The sequence below is a fragment of the Streptomyces sp. CB01373 genome, from assembly GCF_002803075.1.
In the GTDB taxonomy this organism is placed as follows: Bacteria; Actinomycetota; Actinomycetes; order Streptomycetales; family Streptomycetaceae; genus Streptomyces.
Window position 1 is genome coordinate 1 of record NZ_NNBK01000031.1, and the last position, 14,631, is coordinate 14,631.

At 70.9% G+C, this 14,631-nt stretch carries 12 protein-coding genes and 2 pseudogenes; 5 read left to right on the plus strand and 9 right to left on the minus strand.

Features of this window, described 5'->3' with window-relative positions; translation table 11 throughout:
* Positions 1–538: 538 nt before the first annotated feature.
* A pseudogene (locus CG719_RS34305) lies at positions 539–659 on the minus strand (DNA-3-methyladenine glycosylase); the annotation flags it as partial.
* 299 nt (positions 660–958) lie between these two features.
* Positions 959–1,567, minus strand: coding sequence for a DNA-3-methyladenine glycosylase (locus CG719_RS34310; protein ID WP_100572614.1), 609 nt, complete (start codon positions 1,565–1,567; stop codon positions 959–961).
* A gap of 138 nt (positions 1,568–1,705) precedes the next feature.
* Here CG719_RS34310 and CG719_RS34315 point away from each other — a divergent pair, with 138 nt between their 5' ends.
* Both CG719_RS34315 and CG719_RS34320 read left to right on the plus strand, forming a co-directional pair.
* Positions 1,706–2,245 carry a YbhB/YbcL family Raf kinase inhibitor-like protein gene (locus CG719_RS34315; RefSeq protein ID WP_100572615.1) on the plus strand — a complete coding sequence of 180 codons (540 nt, stop codon included), beginning with the start codon at positions 1,706–1,708 and terminating at the stop codon, positions 2,243–2,245.
* A gap of 164 nt (positions 2,246–2,409) precedes the next feature.
* Positions 2,410–2,916 (plus strand): HNH endonuclease, encoded by a 507-nt coding sequence (locus tag CG719_RS34320; RefSeq protein ID WP_100572616.1) that lies wholly within the window; start codon positions 2,410–2,412, stop codon positions 2,914–2,916.
* Between the two features lie 74 nt (positions 2,917–2,990).
* Here CG719_RS34320 and CG719_RS34325 read toward each other — a convergent pair whose 3' ends face one another.
* The 3 genes and pseudogenes from CG719_RS34325 to CG719_RS34335 all read right to left on the minus strand — a co-directional run.
* Complete coding sequence (locus CG719_RS34325) at positions 2,991–3,932, minus strand: SPFH domain-containing protein (RefSeq protein ID WP_100572617.1); 942 nt, start codon at positions 3,930–3,932, stop codon at positions 2,991–2,993.
* 141 nt (positions 3,933–4,073) lie between these two features.
* A complete protein-coding gene (locus tag CG719_RS34330) occupies positions 4,074–4,505 on the minus strand; it encodes an NfeD family protein (protein ID WP_100572618.1) in 432 nt (143 codons plus the stop codon).
* Between the two features lie 318 nt (positions 4,506–4,823).
* Positions 4,824–5,354 (minus strand): annotated as a pseudogene (locus CG719_RS34335) (ABC transporter ATP-binding protein); the annotation flags it as partial.
* A gap of 155 nt (positions 5,355–5,509) precedes the next feature.
* Between CG719_RS34335 and CG719_RS34340 the strand changes: the two are divergent.
* Complete coding sequence (locus CG719_RS34340) at positions 5,510–6,298, plus strand: hypothetical protein (protein ID WP_100572620.1); 789 nt, start codon at positions 5,510–5,512, stop codon at positions 6,296–6,298.
* Positions 6,299–6,412: 114 nt separating this feature from the next.
* On the opposite strand, the gene chpE is transcribed toward CG719_RS34340, so the two are convergent.
* From chpE to CG719_RS34355, 3 genes are all read right to left on the minus strand, one after another.
* The gene (gene chpE, locus CG719_RS34345; protein ID WP_100572621.1) at positions 6,413–6,658 is read right to left on the minus strand and encodes a chaplin ChpE; all 246 of its coding nucleotides are present in this window, start codon (positions 6,656–6,658) and stop codon (positions 6,413–6,415) included.
* A 156-nt stretch (positions 6,659–6,814) separates the two neighbouring features.
* On the minus strand, positions 6,815–7,456 hold the full coding sequence (locus CG719_RS34350; protein ID WP_100572622.1) for a response regulator: 642 nt from the start codon (positions 7,454–7,456) through the stop codon (positions 6,815–6,817).
* Positions 7,449–8,594: a GAF domain-containing sensor histidine kinase gene (locus tag CG719_RS34355; protein WP_100572623.1), complete on the minus strand. Its 1,146-nt coding sequence runs from the start codon at positions 8,592–8,594 to the stop codon at positions 7,449–7,451. The genes CG719_RS34350 and CG719_RS34355 overlap by 8 nt, the downstream gene beginning before the upstream one ends.
* 473 nt (positions 8,595–9,067) lie before the next feature.
* On the opposite strand from CG719_RS34355, the gene CG719_RS34360 reads away from it, so the two are divergent.
* Entirely contained in the window at positions 9,068–9,787 is a 720-nt protein-coding gene (locus tag CG719_RS34360) for a transglycosylase SLT domain-containing protein (RefSeq protein ID WP_100572624.1), read from the plus strand.
* A gap of 82 nt (positions 9,788–9,869) precedes the next feature.
* Here CG719_RS34360 and CG719_RS34365 read toward each other — a convergent pair whose 3' ends face one another.
* On the minus strand, positions 9,870–12,410 hold the full coding sequence (locus CG719_RS34365; protein ID WP_100572625.1) for an ABC transporter ATP-binding protein/permease: 2,541 nt from the start codon (positions 12,408–12,410) through the stop codon (positions 9,870–9,872).
* A 243-nt stretch (positions 12,411–12,653) separates the two neighbouring features.
* Here CG719_RS34365 and CG719_RS34370 point away from each other — a divergent pair, with 243 nt between their 5' ends.
* Positions 12,654–14,480 (plus strand): streptophobe family protein, encoded by a 1,827-nt coding sequence (locus tag CG719_RS34370; RefSeq protein WP_199836893.1) that lies wholly within the window; start codon positions 12,654–12,656, stop codon positions 14,478–14,480.
* Positions 14,481–14,631 lie beyond the last annotated feature (151 nt).

Here is a 14,631-nt window from a genome sequence, read left to right on the forward strand (position 1 = left end):
CGCTGTGTTTTTTCAAAGGAACCTCGTCCCAGCGGATGCTGGAGACGGGGTATCAACATATTTGGCGTTGATTTTTGGCACGCTGTTGAGTTCTCAAGGAACGGACGCTTCCTTTGTACTCACCCTCTCGGGCTTTCCTCCGGGCTTCCCTTCGGTGTTTCCGACTCTATCAGATCTTTTTCCGATCCGATTTCCTCGGTGCTTTCCAGGTTTCCGCTCTCGCGTTTCCCTTTCCGGCGGTTCCGACTCTATCAGATCTTTTCTCGACCTGACTCCCAGTCAGCGGGGTTTGTCTTTTGGCTTTCGAGCTTACGCCCGTCGGCCTTTCGACATTCACTACGTTAGCCGATTTCCCTGGCGACTCATAATCGAGTCCCGCGAGTTCGAATTCGGGTACGCGGGCGCACCGAAGACGACCCCGTCGAAGGGGTTGTCGGTAGGTAGTGGATTGGCCGCTCCGGCTGCAGGCGATCGCCGTACCCGGTTCAGCGGCTCGGGCTACATTACGCACCTTCCGCGGGCGAGTCAACTCCCGCTGTCAGCTTCGACGGCGCCTCGGCGCATGGGCCCGGTACGGGCTCCGTCGGGTCGTCGGCGGCCCAGAAGCGCCACGGGTGGACGGCGCCGTTGCCGCCCTCGCCGGCCACTCCGGTGCGGGGCCGTTGCGGGCCGAGAGGCGGCGGGCGCAGGCGGCACCGGAACGAGGCGACACAAGGCCCATCACCTTGGCGCGTGCTATCGGTTGCGCGGGCTCTGGTCGGACAACAACTTGCTGCCCTCGCCCAGCAGCGCGGCCAGCCGGCCGGGACCGGAGCCTGCGTGTCCGTGCCGATCGGCCCATCGGCGGCGAAGTGCACGCGCGGGGTGTCACGCGCCACGGTCGCGAGCGGTTACGCGTCTTCGGGCCCGACTTCCCAGCCGACTCACCGAGGGGGCCGCGAGCCAGGCGCGCAGCGGCTCAGGCTCGGGCGGACGGCTTGGCTCTCGGGCTCAGCCGGTACGCCGAGACCGTTGGATCACCGGCAAGGTAGAAGCGGTGCTGCCAGTCGTGGGCTTTACTCACACCCACCCGAGGGCCCACCCGGATGAGCGCAGCGGGTACCGGCTCGCCCTCGGACAGCACGACCGAGGCATCCGTCAGCAGGTCTGTGCCGTTGTGCTCTGCCGTGATACCGAGCGCCTGGCAGAAGTTCCCCGGACCCCGCGCAAGACGTGGGCTCTCGACCTTCGCTCCTCGCCGCTTGCGTGCCAGGTCTTCCCCCTCGACGACCCTGCCTGCCCGGATGAGGACAGCTGAGGCGATGCCCTCCGTCCCGGTGACGACGTTGGCGCACCAGTGGAGACCGTGAGACCGGTAGACGTACAGGTGTCCTGCGGGTCCGAACATGACGGCGTTACGGGGTGTCTGACCTCGGTAGGCATGGGAAGCTGGGTCAGCCGTACCGGAGTACGCCTCGGTCTCCGTGATGGCGATGCTCACGATTCCCTCGGGGGTCTCGTGGGTGAGGACGGCACCGAGCAGCCTGGGGGCGACTTGCTCAGCAGGGTGGGCGAGGTCAACGTTCATGCTGACCGCCTTGACATGCCGTAGGTGAAGTAGACAGCGGCGTAAGGGACGTGGGCGCGATCACGGCTCACGAGCGTAGTCGAGGCAGGTGGGATCATTGATCGGGAATCATCCAGGAACCGATCAGGAGGTACCGAGGTGACCGAGCACAAGCGGCGGCCGCTCCCCCACGACTTCCATCCGCCCGTGCCGTCCTTCACGGTCACGAGCGACGACGTCCGGGAGGGCGCGACGCTCGGGGACGCTCAGGTCCACGCGGGCGGGAACACCTCCCCGCAGCTGCGCTGGGCGGGTTTCCCTCCGGAGACGAAGAGTTTCGCCGTGACCTGCTACGACCCGGACGCCCCGACGGGCAGCGGGTTCTGGCACTGGGTGCTGTTCGACATCCCGGCCTCGGTGACAGAGCTGCCGGCGGGTGCGGGCGGCGGCAAGTTCGAGGGGCTGCCCGAGGGCGCGGTGCACGCGCGCAACGACTACGGCACGAAGGACTTCGGCGGTGCCGCGCCGCCGCCCGGGGACGGACCGCACCGGTATGTGTTCACGGTGTACGCGGTGGACCAGGACAGGCTCGGTCCGGACTCGGACGCCTCGCCCGCGGTGGTGGGCTTCAATCTGCGCTTCCACACGCTGGCGCGCGCCCGGCTGATCGGTGAGTACGAGAACCCCGCCGAGGGCTGAGCCGCGCGGCGCGCAGGCCGCCGTTCACTGAACGTTTGCCCGCTTCCGGTCTTGAACGTGGCCGGGAGCGGGCATTTTTATTGCGTTGTCCATCCCGGCGCGCCCGGCCAGAGTTGATCCAGCCCGCCAGGGGGTGGGCCGGCGTTCTTGGGAGGTGGGCCGGGATGCGGGACACGCTGGTGCTGAACGCGAGCTTCGAGCCGCTGTCGACGGTGACGCTGAACCGGGCGGTCGTGCTCGTGCTCCAGTCGAAGGCCGTGGTCGAGCAGACCCATCCGGAGCTGCGGCTGCGTGGCGCGCAGGTCGACATCCCCGCGCCCCGGGTGATCCGGCTGTGCCGGTATGTGCGGGTGCCGTTCCGAAGACAGGCTCCGTGGTCGAGGCGGGGTGTGCTGATACGGGACCGGCACCGGTGCGCGTACTGCGGGCGGCGCGCGACGACCGTGGACCACGTGGTGCCGCGCTCGCGGGGCGGGCAGGACACCTGGCTGAACACGGTGGCCTCGTGCGCGGAGGACAACCACCGCAAGGCGGACCGGACTCCGGAGCAGGCGGGAATGCCGCTGCTGCGGGAGCCGTTCGAGCCGACCCCCGCGGACGCGATGCTTCTGGCCCTGGGGCAGGAGGAGTTCGAGGCGCTTCCCTCCTGGCTGGCCCGGTCGGCAGCCTAGTTCGACGGCAGTGGGGCCCGCCTTCGTGGTTTGTCACGATGGCGGGCCCCACTTGCCGTGGCTGACCGGGCGGGTCAGTCGATGGACGGCTTCTCGCGGCGTTCGGTGGCCGCGGGGGCGTTGCCGCCGCTCGGGGCGCCGCCCAGGCCGAAGCCGCCGATGGCTCCGGACAGGCCCTTGAGGGCGTCGCCGATCTCGCTGGGCACGATCCAGAGCTTGTTGGCATCGCCTTCGGCGATCTTCGGGAGCATCTGGAGGTACTGGTAGGAGAGCAGCTTCTGGTCGGGGTCTCCGGCGTGGATGGACTCGAAGACCGTACGGATGGCCTGGGCCTCGCCCTCGGCACGCAGGGCGGCGGCCTTGGCCTCACCCTCGGCGCGCAGGATCGCGGACTGCTTCTCACCCTCGGCGCGGAGGATCTCCGACTGCCGGACACCTTCGGCCTGGAGGATCGCGGCGCGCTTGTCACGGTCGGCGCGCATCTGCTTCTCCATCGAGTCCTGGATGGAGGTGGGCGGTTCGATGGCCTTGAGCTCGACGCGGTTGACGCGGATGCCCCACTTGCCGGTGGCCTCGTCGAGGACGCCGCGCAGGGCCGCGTTGATCTCCTCGCGGGAGGTCAGGGTGCGCTCCAGGTCCATGCCGCCGATGATGTTGCGCAGGGTGGTGACGGTGAGCTGCTCGATGGCCTGGATGTAGCTGGCGACCTCGTAGGTGGCGGCCCGGGCGTCGGTCACCTGGTAGTAGATGACGGTGTCGATGTTCACGACCAGGTTGTCCTGGGTGATCACCGGCTGCGGCGGGAACGGGACGACCTGTTCACGCAGGTCGATGCGGTTGCGGATGGTGTCGATGAACGGGACGACGATGTTGAGGCCCGCGTTCAGTGTCCGTGTGTAGCGGCCGAAGCGCTCGACGATGGCGGCGCTCGCCTGTGGGATGACCTGAATCGTCTTGATCAGGGCGATGAAGACCAACACCACCAGGATGATCAGGACGATGATGACCGGTGCCATCGTTGCTGCCCGTACCCTTCTCCGCCTCGGCTCTTTCGGAAGATCTTGCGGTTGTTGAAGATCTTGCTGGTCGAGTCTGACAGACCGTGGCCCAACTCGTGGCCTGTTCGGTCCACTTGCGTTGTCGCCTTTGGTGCGAGGTCACATGACGACGGCGGTGGCGCCCTCGATGTCCACGACGTCGACCTGTTCGCCGACTTCGTAGGCGTGGTCGGTGTCGAGCGCGCGTGCCGACCAGATCTCCCCGGCGAGCTTGATACGGCCGCCGGAGCCGTCGACGCGTTCCAGGACGACGGCCTGCTTTCCCTTCAACGCGTCCACCCCCGTGGCCAGTTCGGGCCGCTGCCGGCGGTGCCTGGCCGCGATGGGCCGGACGACGGCGATCAGGGCAACCGAGACGACGACGAAGGTGAGCACCTGGGCGACGACGCCGAAGCCGAAGCCCGCGACGGCCGCGGCCACGACCGCGCCCACCGCGAACATGCCGAACTCCGGCATCGCTGTGACCACGAGCGGGATTCCGAGCGCCGCCGCGCCGACCAGCCACCAGACCCATGCGTCGATGTTGTCCACATGGTCATGTTAGGCCGGGGCGGTGGCGGCGGACAGGGTGCGGAGCGGTGTTCAGGACAGCGGAAGTCCCTTGGCGGTCCAGCGGTCACCGGCCTGTTCGACGACGAGCGGGAGGCCGAAGCACAGGGACAGGTTGCGGGAGGTGAGTTCGAGCTCCAGCGGGCCTGCGGCGAGGACCTTGCCCTGGCGGATCATCAGGACGTGGGTGAAGCCGGGGGCGATCTCCTCGACATGGTGGGTGACCATGATCATCGAAGGGGCGATCGGGTCCCGGGCGAGCCGGCCGAGACGGCGGACCAGGTCCTCGCGGCCGCCGAGGTCGAGACCGGCGGCGGGCTCGTCGAGCAGGAGCAGCTCGGGGTCGGTCATCAGGGCGCGGGCGATCAGGGTGCGCTTGCGCTCGCCCTCGGAGAGGGTGCCGAACTTGCGGTCCAGGTAGTCGCTCATGCCGAGGCGGTCGAGGAAGGCGCGGGCGCGCTGCTCGTCGATGTCCTCGTACTCCTCCTGCCAGCCGGCCGTCATGCCGTACGCGGCGGTCAGGACGGTCTGGAGGACGGTCTGGCCCTTGGGGAGCTTCTCGGCGAGGGCGATGCCCGCCACGCCGACGCGGGGGCGCAGCTCGAAGACGTCGGTCCCGGGCTTCCCGAGGGTCTCGCCGAGGACAGTGGCGGTGCCGCTGCTGGGGTAGAGGTAGGTGGAGGCGACGTTGAGCAGGGTGGTCTTGCCGGCGCCGTTGGGGCCGAGGATGACCCAGCGCTCCCCCTCCTTGACCGACCAGGAGACCTGGTCCACGAGAGCCCGGCCCTCACGGACCACGGATACGTCCTGAAGCTCCAGAACATCGCTCATGAGCGCGTTGTCTCCCCTTGCAGTGTGCCGCCGGTCTCGGCATCGCGTACGCCTGTGGCTGGGTCCGCCGCGCCGGTGGGCGCACGCAGCCCTCACCGAATCTACGCCACAAGCCGGGCGGGCTGTTCCATCGGTCCGGTCCTTAGGGTGGAGGCATGCTCTCGGAACCGCGCTCTGGACGCCTCGCCGCTTGGGGAAACTCCCTCTTGTCCGGATATGTCTCGCCGGATGACGCCGTGCTCGCCATCGTCGGGGACGACGCCGTCCATCGCGTGGAAGGGCTGCCCGGTGAGTCGGGTCCGGTCGGGCTCACGCTGGCGCTGGGGCGGCTGCGCCGGCTCGGGGTGGACGCGCTGCGGGTGGCGCTGCCCGCGCCGGGGCATCCGCTGGGGCTGAGCGGGCCGCCGGAGTTCAACGCGCGGGCGCTGGAGGCCGGGGAGGCGGTGCTCTGCCACGGGGCCGCCTTCGGGCTGGTGCCCGAGGTGCACGAGGCCGGGCCCGAGGGCGATGTGCACGCCGAGGTGCTGTGGCACGTGCTGCCGGTGCGGGAGGCGCCGCAGGCCGACGTGCCGTCGCTGGGCGAGGCCGAGCGGGAGCTCGCGGAGGCGCTGCGGGAGGCGACGTCGGTGCTGTCGCGGCTGGACGTGGCCGGATCGGGCCCGGTGGCGGAGGCGGCGATCGACGCGTACCGGGCGCGGGCCGAGCGGGGGCCGGAGGTTCTGGCGCCGGGATATCCGCCACGGGCGGTGCGGGTGCTGGAGCTGGCGCGGCGGGTGGCGCTGCTGGTCTCGCTGGCGTACGGGAACGGGCACGGGGGTGCGGTGAGCGCGTCCGAGATGGCGGCGCGTGGGGACGCGCTGCGGCCGGTGGAGCGGACGGCTCGACGGGCGCAGGTGGCGGCGTACAACTCGGTGCTCGAGGAGCGGGAGAGAGGGGCGCGCTGACGCGACGGCCGCGACGGGCGTCCAGGCTGCGCGCGGACCGCGAAACGGCCTCCCGGGGGGAGCCGGGAGGCCGTCGGCCGTGGTGGGCTCAGGGCCTCACCGGGCTCGGCGGCCTCAGCGGTTGAGGCCGAGGTTGCCGAAGGCGGGGTTCAGGACGCCGATGACGTTCACGCTGTTGCCGACGGCGTTGACCGGGATGTGGACCGGGGCCTGGACGACGTTGCCCGAGACGACGCCCGGGGAGCCCTTGGCGGCGCCGCCGGCCCAGGCGCCGTCGGTGGCGGAGGCCATCGACGCACCGGCGGCCACGAGCCCCCCGGCCACCATCGTCACGGCCGCTGCCTTCTTCAGGTTCTTCACTTCTGCCCCCTCCTGGTGATCGCCGCGGCAGGCGCCGCGGCACGCACTGGAGAACGGCCGGGCCGCACGGAGGTTGCGCCATCCGGGGGACATTCCCACGACGGTATGAATCTCAGTCCGGAGCAGGACCCTCCGAATTGCCCTCGGCGGGCGGGATCACCCGCTCAGGCCGTGGCGCACGGCCCACAGCGCGGCCTGGGTGCGGTCCGCCAGGTCGAGCTTCATCAGGATGTTCGACACATGGGTCTTGACGGTCTTCTCGGAGAGCACCAGGGCCCGGGCGATCTCGCGGTTCGAGCGGCCGTCGGCTATCAGACCGAGCACTTCCCGCTCCCGCTCCGTCAGCGATGTCCCCCGGCCCTGGCCGGAGTTGCTCTCCTCCTGGGACAACAGGGCGCCCGCGACCTCCGGTTGGAGGAGGATGTGCCCGGCGCGCACCGAGCGGATGGCGCCGGCGAGCGCGTCGGGGTCCACGTCCTTGTAGACGTACCCGGCGGCGCCCGCGCGCAGCGCCGGGACCACCGTGCGCTGCTCGGTGAAGCTGGTGACGATCAGCACGCGCGCGGGGTTGTCGAGTTCGCGGAGCCGGCGCAGCGCCTCGACCCCGTCCATGACGGGCATCTTGACGTCCATGAGGACGACGTCGGGCCTCAGCTCCTCGGCGCGGGCGACTCCCTCGGCGCCGTCCGCCGCCTCGCCCACGACCTCGATGTCGTCCTGCACCTCCAGGAAGGTGCGCAGGCCCCGGCGGACCACCTGGTGGTCGTCGACGAGCAGCACCTTGATCGGGTCAGCCACCGGGGACCTCCATCTCGATCGCGGTGCCCTTGCCGGGCACCGATTCCACCGTCAGTCGTCCGCCGGCCCCGCTCGCCCGGTCCCGCATGGAGACCAGGCCGAGGTGGCGGCCCGCGCGGCGCACCGCCTTCGGGTCGAAGCCGGTGCCGTCGTCGGTGATCCGCAGGACGGCGCCGCCGCCGCGGCGGTCCAGGGTGACGTCAACATGGTCCGCCCGCGCGTGCCGCAGCGCGTTGTGCAGGGCTTCCTGGGCGACGCGGAGCACGGCCTCCTCCTGCGCGGCCGGCAGGGCGCGGATGCCGCGGGCGGTGAAGGTGACACGCGCGCTGTGGGCGCGGTCGAGGACCTGGATCTGGGTGCGGAGGGTGGCGACCAGGCCGTCCTCGTCGAGGGCGGCGGGGCGCAGTTCCACCACGGCGGCGCGCAGTTCGTCGACGGCCTCGGCGGCGAGCGCGGCCACCTGCTGCAGTTCGCCCTTGGCTCGTGCCGGGTCGCGGTCGACGAGGGCGGTGGCGGCCTGGGCGGTCAGGCGCAGGGAGAACAGTTTCTGGCTGACCGCGTCGTGCAGTTCGTGGGCGAGGCGGGAACGCTCCTCGGCGATGGTCAGTTCGCGGCTGCGTTCGTAGAGGCGGGCGTTGGTGAGGGCGATCGCGGCGTGCTGGGCGAGGATCGAGAGCAGTTCCTCGTCCTCCTCGGTGAAGCCGCAGCCGCCCTCGTGCCTCACGCCGTTCTTGTTCGCCAGGAACAGGGCGCCGATGACCTCGTCGCCGTCGCGGATCGGCAGGCCCAGGAAGTCGGACATCTCGGGATGGGCGGCGGGCCAGCCCTCGAAGCGCGGGTCCTCGCGCAGGTCCGCGAGGCGCTCCACCCGGGCCTCGCTCAGCATCGCGGCGAGGATGCCGTGCTGGCGCGGGAGCGGGCCGATGGCCCGCCACTGCTCCTCGCTGACCCCGTCGACCACGAACTGGGCGAAGCCGCCGTGGTCGTCCGGTACGCCGAGGGCGGCGTACCGCGCGTCGAGCAGTTCACGGGCCGAGGCGACGATCGTCTTCAGGACGTCGCGCACCTCGAGGTGTCTGCTCATGGCCAGCAGCGCGGAACTCACCGCGGCGAGACCTGACCTGGGGCCTTGACTCATGTCCTCACGGTACCGGCGGGGGATGACGGTCCGGATCGGCCCCGCGACGGCCGTACCCAGGCCGCTGGACCTAGGTCCGGCGACCGGTACGGGACGGTCCCCGGACGCGGGCGCGCACCATGTCGGGTCGCCGGGAATCCGCTCACCGAGAGCGTTGCGGTGGCAACGACGGGTGAGAAAACCTCCGCCCCGGTGTGAGGGCACCCATAGGACGCAGGTCACGTACGAACGGACATAGGAGACAGAGGGGCCCGTCGCGAACGGCACAGACGCTCTAGTCTGTCCCGTTTTGTCCGTTCCGCTCCACTATCCGGCTTCGTACGTCACACCTTTGCCACCGGATTTTGCGGCAGCTAAGAATTGCTCTCGTCGCTCAACGCCGCGGGTTTCCGCTCGCGGCGTTTGTGTGGGACGGACCCCCTCCCGCAGTCCGGAGAGCGACCTCCGCGCTACTCGAAGAGGTCTATTTCGCCATGCCCGCAAACTTCCGCCTTCCCGGTCGTGCCCTGGCCCAGCCCCGCAAGATCGCCGTCGCCGGCGTCGCCGTCCTCGGAGCGGCCGCCGTCGCCCTCTCCGCCGCGCCCGGCCACGCCGAGACGACGAGCAGTGTCGCCGCCGCCCCGGTGCAGCTCGGCACCCAGCCGATCCAGGGCGTGAAGGCCAGCGTCACCGACCAGCTCGCGGGCGAGAGCGTGAAGGTCCAGGCCATCGCGGCCAAGAAGCAGGCCGTCGTGACGCAGCAGGCCCGGACCGCCGCCCTGCACAAGGCCGCGGCCGCCCAGAAGGTCAAGTCCGCGCACCAGGCCAAGCAGGCCGCGAGCCGGTCCGCCGAGCGCCCGCAGATGCAGACGGTCGCGTACTCCACCCACTACGGCAACAACCTGGACGGCTGGATCCGGCAGGCGCTCGCCGTCATGAAGCAGCACAACATCCCCGGCTCCTACAGCGGCCTGCACCGCAACATCATGCGGGAGTCCTCGGGCAACCCGAACGCCATCAACAACTGGGACATCAACGCCCGCAACGGCATCCCGTCCAAGGGCCTGCTGCAGGTCATCGACCCGACCTTCCGCACGTACCACGTCCCCGGCACGTCGTGGAACATCTACGACCCGGTCGCCAACATCACCGCCGCCGCGAACTACGCGGCGCACCGGTACGGCTCGATGGACAACGTCAACAGCGCGTACTGAGGCCGGCGCGGACCTCTGACGAGACGCGGAAGGGCGGCACCCCGTTGCGGGGTGCCGCCCTTCGTGCCGTGCCGCGGCGCGGTTACTTGCGCATGACCTCCGGCTCGTGGCGGCGCAGGAAGCGCGCCACCAGGAAGCCGCACACGACGCCGAGCACGATCAGCATGACCATGTCGAGGGTCCAGGCGGAGGCCGTGTGGTTCCACAGCGGGTCGGTGCTGGTCGGGTCGTCGGTGTTCGGGGCGATGTTGTTGAAGTCCAGCGTGGTACCGGCGGCGGCCACCGCCCAGCGCGACGGCATCAGGTACGAGAACTGGTTGACGCCCATGGTGCCGTTCAGCGTGAACAGACAGCCGGTGAACACGACCTGGACGATGGCGAACATCACCAGCAGCGGCATGGTCTTCTCGGCGGTCTTCACCAGCGAGGAGATGACCAGGCCGAACATCATCGCGGTGAAACCGAGCGCCATGATCGGCAGGCACAGCTCGAGCAGCGTGGCGCTGCCCAGGATCAGGCCCTTTTCGGGGATCTCGCGGCTGGAGAAGCCGATCAGGCCGACCATCAGTCCCTGGATCACGGTGACCGCGCCGAGCACGATCACCTTGGACATCAGGTACGCCGAGCGGGACAGGCCGGTGGCGCGTTCCCGCTCGTAGATGACCCGTTCCTTGATCAGCTCGCGGACGGAGTTCGCGGCGCCCGCGAAACAGGCGCCGACCGCGAGGATCAGCAGCACCGTGGTCGCCGTGCCGTTCGGGACGTGCAGCCCCGTCGTCCGGTTGATCTGCTCGTTGACCAGCAGACCTCGGTTGTGGTCGATGAGCAGGCTGACCGCGCCGAGCACCGCCGGCAGGATCACCGACAGCGCCAGGAAGCCCTTGTCGGAGGCGATCACCGACACGTACCGCCGGATCAGGGTCATCAGCTGCGAGCCCCAGCCCTGCGGCTTGGGCGGCTTGATGGCCGGCGGAGGCATGTGTACGGACTGCGGCTCGACGGCGTCGATGTCCGCGGCGTACATCTGGTAGTGCTGCGAGCCCTTCCAGCGGCCGGCCCAGTCGTAGTCGCGGTAGTTCTCGAAGGCGGAGAACACATCGGCCCAGGTGTCGTAGCCGAAGAAGTTCAGCGCCTCCTCCGGCGGGCCGAAGTAGGCCACGGCACCGCCCGGCGCCATCACCAGCAGCTTGTCGCACAGGGCCAGTTCGGCCACCGAGTGGGTGACGACGAGGACCGTGCGGCCGTCGTCGGCGAGTCCCCGCAGCAGCTGCATGACGTCGCGGTCCATGCCCGGGTCGAGACCGGAGGTCGGCTCGTCCAGGAAGATCAGCGACGGCTTGGTGAGCAGCTCCAGCGCCACCGAGACGCGCTTGCGCTGGCCGCCGGACAGGGAGGTGACCTTCTTGTCCTTGTGGACGTCCAGCTTCAGCTCGCGCAGCACCTCGTCTATGCGGGCCTCGCGCTCGGCCGCCGTGGTGTCGGCCGGGAAGCGCAGCTTGGCCGCGTACTTCAGAGCCTTCTTCACGGCCAGTTCCTTGTGCAGGATGTCGTCCTGCGGGACCAGGCCGATGCGCTGGCGCAGCTCGGCGAACTGCTTGTAGAGGTTGCGGTGGTCGTAGAGGACCTCGCCCTGGTCGGCGGGCCGGTAGCCGGTGAGCGCCTTCAGCAGGGTCGACTTGCCGGAACCGGACGGGCCGATGACACCGACCAGCGACTTCTCCGGGAGGCCGAAGGAGACGTCCCTGAGGATCTGCTTGCCGCCGTCGACCGTCACGGTCAGGTGGCGGGCGGAGAAGGACACCTCACCGGTGTCGACGAACTCCTCGAGCCGGTCGCCGACGATCCGGAACGCCGAGTGGCCGACGCCGACGATGTCCGTCGGGCCGAGCTGCACCGTGCCGCCCTTGGGCACCGGGTGGCCGTTGACGTACGTGCCGTTGTGCGAGCCGAGGTCGCGGATCTCGAAGCGGCCGTCGGGTGTGGCGTGGAACTCCGCGTGGTTGCGGGAGACCTGGAGGTCGGAGACGACCAGGTCGTTCTCCAGGGCGCGGCCGATGCGCATCACGCGGCCGAGCGAGAACTGGTGGAAGGTCGTCGGGCTGCGGTCGCCGTAAGCCGGCGGCGCCCCCGCGGCGCTGCCGGGACCGCCCTGCTGCTGCGGGATCGACGGCGTCCGCGGGCCCTGCTGCGGCTGCGGTGGTTCCGGCTGCTGCCAGTCGGCCTGCGGTGTCTGCGGCCGCGGTTCCTGCTGCTGCGCCCAGCCGGGGTTCGCGCCCTGGGCCGCGTACGGCTGCTGCTGCGGCTGGGCCTGCGGGGTCGCCGCCGGGGCCGCGGCGCCGGCGAGGCTCAGCACGGGCCCGTCGGTCGCGTTCCCGAGATGCACGGCCGAACCGGGTCCGAGCTCCAGCTGGTTGACCCGACGGCCCTGCGCGAACGTGCCGTTGGTGCTGCCGTGGTCCTCGATGACCCAACTGCGGCCGTTGTAGCTGACCGTGGCGTGACGCCAGGAGACCCTGGCGTCGTCGAACACGATGTCCCCCTGTGGATCGCGTCCCAGGGCGTAGGACCTGGACGGGTCGAGCGTCCAGGTCCGTCCATTGGTTTCCAGTACGAGTTCCGGCACTCCATGCCCCACTGAGTTGTCCCCCGATTTGCCCCCGTCGCGGGGAGTCTAGGGATGTCGAACATCGGGGGGAACTATTTCAGGCTCAGCCCACTGACCGAAAGCCGGGCCTTGTGAAGAGTGTCTACGTCCGCTTCGGCCGCCTTTTCGCCGACGGGGTTGAAACCCGGCCGCAGAGTGGTATTTCACGCGAGGGGGGACATGCGCGGCGGCCGGGCCGCGCCGCGGATCGGGGGGTCTGCCATGAGCGCTGCCATGGGCGTCGGGACCGTGAGGCACGGTGCGCGCCTGCCGTGGCTCGACGTGCTGCTGTCCGCGATCGCCTGCGTGAGCTGGGCGTTGACCGGCATGGCGGGCACGGCCGCGCTCGGTCTGCACCTGCTGCGGGCCGACGCGTCGGGCTCGCTGGGGCCGATGACCGCCGCGGTGGTGGCACTTGGGGCGGGTGGTTCGGTCACGCCGTCCGGCGATGTGTCCGCGTTCGGCCTGAAAGGCGCCGAGGCGCACACGGCCCTCCAGATCACGCCACTCGGGGTGAGCCTGGTCGGTGCGCTGCTGCTGTCGTGGCTCTTCCTACGGTCCTTGCGCACGGCGGGAGTTGTGATCGCGCCGACCGAACTCCTGGCCCGGGCAGGCGCGGTGGTGGCGCTGTTCGTGGCGGTGCTGGGCGGGCTTGCCTGGGCGGGGCACGACGTCGTCACGATCGACGGGGGTGCGCTCGGGCTCGGCAGGCTGCCGGGCGGCGCGGGATCCGGTGGCGTGAGCATTCCCGGGCTCGGTGACCTGGGGGACATCGGCGGGCTCCTGCCCGACCGCGTCGGCGGGCTCATCGGCGCCAAGGCCGCGGTCGGCTTCACCGTCGACACGGCGCCGACCCTGCTGGGCGGGCTCGGCTGGTCGGCCGGGGTCCTGCTGATCGCGCTGCTCGCATCGCGCCGCACGCCGCTGCCGCGCGGCTGGGAGGCCGTGCACCGGGTGGTGCGGCCGGCCGTGTCGGCGCTCGTCACGGTGCTGATGGCCGCCGTGGCGGCGGGACTCGCGGCGGCCGCGTACGCGGCGATCGGCGACGACCACCCCCGGCGCGTCGCGGGCGCGGCACTGCTCGGCACCCCCAACGGCGTCTGGCTCGGCATCCCGGTCGGTCTCTTCGTCCCCTGGGACGGCAAGGCGACGGGCGGACTGGCCGGGGTCCTGCCGGACCCCCTGGACAGGCTGCTGACCGCGCACTCCGACCAGCCGGTCACGCTGTCCCGGCTGGCCGGCCTGGACGGCCGGGTGTGGCTGCTGGGTGTCGCGGCGGCGCTGGCGATGCTGCTGGCGGGCGTACTGACGGCGGTACGCACACCGGCGGGGGCCGCTCCGGTCCGCCGTGACGCTCTCGGCTTCGCGGGACGGTGCGCGCTGCGGCTGGGCATCGCCACCGCGCTGACGCTGCCGCTGCTCGCGTGGCTGACGGAGGTGTCCGCGGATGCGTCCTTGTCCGTCCTCGGCCTCGACGTGTTCGGCGCCGGGGTGGAACTGCGCGGCCACCTGGGCACGGCCCTGCTGCTCGGCGCCGTGTGGGGAGCCGGCGCAGGCGCCGTGGGTGCCCTGCTGGCCACGGCGGCGGGAGCCGCCGGCAGCCGCGCGGCACCGTTGGCACGGGGCGAGGCGGGGCCGGCCGCAGCCGTGGAACACCCGGGCCACGAGGTGCGGCCCGGACCCGCGGGCGGCACCCCCTACGCCCCGGCTGCGCCGTACCGCCCACCGAACCCGTCCACCAACCCGTACTTGCTCCTGCCGGACGGGCTGCGATCCCCGCAGGACACCCGCCCGCCCGAGGACCGAGGGCCGGCCGACCGCACGGAGCCGGCCGCGCCGGGCAGCGGTGAGCGGGCCCGGCCGGCTGCTTCGGGGCACGACATGTACGGGGCGCCGACGGTGGCCGGTCCCGTGCAGCCCCAGCCCCTTCCTCCCCCGCGACCGCCCGGACGGCCTCCGCGGCCCCCTCGGTCGCCGGGGTCGCCGGGAGCACCGGACGGCGATCCGCCGCCTTTGCCGCCGAGGCCGCCCCGGCCCCCGAAGAAATGACCGCCCGACGACGGGTGGCGGGTGGCGGGTGGCGGGTGGCGGGTGGCGGGTGGCGGGTGGCAGCCAGGTCGTCGTCCCGTGGACATCTGTTGTTCGCTGTCCGGCAGGCGGACCTGAGGGGCAGGGGGCACTGGGTGCCGGATACGGTGGA

Excerpts from the sequence above, each read along its gene's own strand:
- CG719_RS34310 (WP_100572614.1), bottom strand. The coding sequence starts at position 1,567 with ATGAACGTTGACCTCGCCCACCCTGCTGAGCAAGTCGCCCCCAGGCTG.
- CG719_RS34320 (WP_100572616.1), top strand. The coding sequence starts at position 2,410 with ATGCGGGACACGCTGGTGCTGAACGCGAGCTTCGAGCCGCTGTCGACG.
- CG719_RS34325 (WP_100572617.1), bottom strand. The coding sequence starts at position 3,932 with ATGGCACCGGTCATCATCGTCCTGATCATCCTGGTGGTGTTGGTCTTC.
- CG719_RS34340 (WP_100572620.1), top strand. The coding sequence starts at position 5,510 with ATGCTCTCGGAACCGCGCTCTGGACGCCTCGCCGCTTGGGGAAACTCC.
- CG719_RS34355 (WP_100572623.1), bottom strand. The coding sequence starts at position 8,594 with ATGAGTCAAGGCCCCAGGTCAGGTCTCGCCGCGGTGAGTTCCGCGCTG.
- CG719_RS34360 (WP_100572624.1), top strand. The coding sequence starts at position 9,068 with ATGCCCGCAAACTTCCGCCTTCCCGGTCGTGCCCTGGCCCAGCCCCGC.
- CG719_RS34370 (WP_199836893.1), top strand. The coding sequence starts at position 12,654 with ATGAGCGCTGCCATGGGCGTCGGGACCGTGAGGCACGGTGCGCGCCTG.